The following is a 2,966-nucleotide window of genomic DNA, read 5'->3' on the forward strand; positions in this document are numbered from 1 at the left end:
CGTAGACGATAGGTTGGAGCTGTGTTCAGCATTTCCCAAGTAACACGCTACTCCTGGAATGGTGTGTGAATCTGGCGGGACCACCCGTTAAGCCTAAATACTCCTCGATGACCGATAGCGGACCAGTACCGTGAGGGAAAGGTGAAAAGTACCCCTGGCGGGGAGTGAAATAGTACCTGAAACCATGTGCCTACAATCCGTCGGAGCCTTCCTTGTGGGGGTGACGGCGTGCCTTTTGAAGAATGAGCCTGCGAGTTAGCGATACGTGGCGAGGTTAACCCGTGTGGGGTAGCCGTAGCGAAAGCGAGTCCGAATAGGGCGTTTGAGTCGCGTGTTCTAGACCCGAAGCGGAGTGATCTATCCATGGGCAGGTTGAAGCGCCGGTAAGACGGCGTGGAGGACCGAACCCACTTCAGTTGAAAATGGAGGGGATGACCTGTGGATAGGGGTGAAAGGCCAATCAAACTCCGTGATAGCTGGTTCTCCCCGAAATGCATTTAGGTGCAGCGTTGCGTGTTTCTTGCCGGAGGTAGAGCACTGGATAGCCGATGGGCCCTACAAGGTTACTGACGTTAGCCAAACTCCGAATGCCGGTAAGTGAGAGCGTGGCAGTGAGACTGTGGGGGATAAGCTTCATAGTCGAGAGGGAAACAGCCCAGACCATCGGCTAAGGCCCCTAAGAGGTGGCTAAGTGGAAAAGGATGTGGAGTCGCAGTGACAACCAGGAGGTTGGCTTGGAAGCAGCCATCCTTGAAAGAGTGCGTAATAGCTCACTGGTCAAGTGATTCCGCGCCGACAATGTAGCGGGGCTCAAGCCATCCGCCGAAGCCATGGCAGTTCCATCTGTTTGAGTACAGACCCAGGCGTCTCCTTTGGGGGCGTCCAGGGGTGGGGCTGGGTAGGGGAGCGTCGTGTCACGGGTGAAGCGCCGGAGTGATCCAGGTGTGGACGTGACACGAGTGAGAATGCAGGCATGAGTAGCGAATCACGGGTGAGAAACCCGTGCGCCGATTGATCAAGGGTTCCAGGGTCAAGCTAATCTGCCCTGGGTAAGTCGGGACCTAAGGCGAGGCCGACAGGCGTAGTCGATGGACAACGGGTTGATATTCCCGTACCGGCGAAATGGCGCCCATGACGAGCCCGGTGATGCTAACCACCCGAAGCATGCGTGACTGATCCCTTCGGGGTGAGGCGTGTGTGTGGAGCGTGGGATCCGATCCGGTAGTAGTCAAGCGATGGGGTGACACAGGAAGGTAGCCCAACCGCCGCGATGGTAGACGGCGGGTAAGCATGTAGGACGTGACTTAGGCAAATCCGGGTCACAGCCCTTTGGTGGGTGAGTCTGAGATGTGATGCCGACCCCGTTTGGGGGAAGTGGGTGATCCTATGCTGTCGAGAAAAACCTCTAGCGAGCCATGAGCCGCCCGTACCCGAAACCGACTCAGGTGATCAGGTAGAGAATACCGAGGCGATCGAGACAACCATGGTTAAGGAACTCGGCAAAATGCCCCCGTAACTTAGGGATAAGGGGGGCCCGATGTGTGAACCCACTTGCTGGGGGATGCACAGGAGGCCGCAGAGACCAGGGGAAAGCGACTGTTTACTAAAAACACAGGTCCGTGCGAAGTTGTAAGACGATGTATACGGACTGACTCCTGCCCGGTGCTGGAAGGTTAAGAGGACGGGTTAGATCGTAAGATCGAAGCTCAGAATTTAAGCCCCAGTAAACGGCGGTGGTAACTATAACCATCCTAAGGTAGCGAAATTCCTTGTCGGGTAAGTTCCGACCTGCACGAATGGAGTAACGACTTTCCTACTGTCTCAACCATGGACTCGGCGAAATTGCACTACGAGTAAAGATGCTCGTTACGCGCGGCAGGACGGAAAGACCCCGGGACCTTTACTATAGTTTGGCATTGGTGTTTGGTTCGGCTTGTGTAGGATAGGTGGGAGACTGTGAAGTGGCCACGCCAGTGGTTGTGGAGTCATCGTTGAAATACCACTCTGGTCGTACTAGATGTCTAACCTAGGGCCATGATCTGGTTCAGGGACAGTGCCTGATGGGTAGTTTAACTGGGGCGGTTGCCTCCCAAAATGTAACGGAGGCGCTCAAAGGTTCCCTCAGCCTGGTTGGCAATCAGGTGTTGAGTGTAAGTGCACAAGGGAGCTTGACTGTGAGACAGACATGTCGAGCAGGGACGAAAGTCGGAACTAGTGATCCGGCGACTCCGAGTGGAAGGGTCGTCGCTCAACGGATAAAAGGTACCCCGGGGATAACAGGCTGATCTTCCCCAAGAGTCCATATCGACGGGATGGTTTGGCACCTCGATGTCGGCTCGTCGCATCCTGGGGCTGGAGTAGGTCCCAAGGGTTGGGCTGTTCGCCCATTAAAGCGGCACGCGAGCTGGGTTTAGAACGTCGTGAGACAGTTCGGTCCCTATCCGCCGCGCGCGTAGGAAACTTGAGAAAGGCTGTCCCTAGTACGAGAGGACCGGGATGGACGAACCTCTGGTGTGCCAGTTGTACCGCCAGGTGCATGGCTGGTTGGCTACGTTCGGAAGTGATAACCGCTGAACGCATCTAAGCGGGAAGCACGTTTCAAGATGAGGTTTCCCACCCCTTTGTGGGTTAAGGCCCCCAACAGATTATTGGGTTGATAGGCCGGAGGTGTACAGCAGTAATGCCCAGCCGACCGGTACTAATAGGCCGAAGACTTGCCACAACAAACCCCCTACACACTCAACAACCACACGAGACACACTGTGTTGGTGCGCGCGTCCACGATGAAGATCCAACCCCGACCACCCCTACTAGGGGTGGGTTCAGCAGGGGTTCATAGAGTTACGGCGGCCATAGCGGCAGGGAAACACCCGGTCCCATCCCGAACCCGGAAGTTAAGCCTGCCAGCGCCGATGGTACTGCAACCGCGAGGATGTGGGAGAGTAGGACGCCGCCGGACAAACATT

Annotated in this window: 2 rRNA genes (1 of these 2 cut by a window edge); both read left to right on the plus strand. The window is 56.0% G+C overall.

What is annotated here, in order from left to right:
• Window positions 1-2,722, plus strand: a 23S ribosomal RNA gene (locus RB608_RS28165) (it extends 420 nt beyond the left edge of the window).
• A 120-nt stretch (window positions 2,723-2,842) separates the two neighbouring features.
• Window positions 2,843-2,959 (plus strand): 5S ribosomal RNA (gene rrf, locus RB608_RS28170).
• Window positions 2,960-2,966 lie beyond the last annotated feature (7 nt).

The sequence above is a fragment of the Nocardioides sp. LHD-245 genome (genome assembly GCF_030929495.1).
GTDB lineage: Bacteria > Actinomycetota > Actinomycetes > Propionibacteriales > Nocardioidaceae > Nocardioides.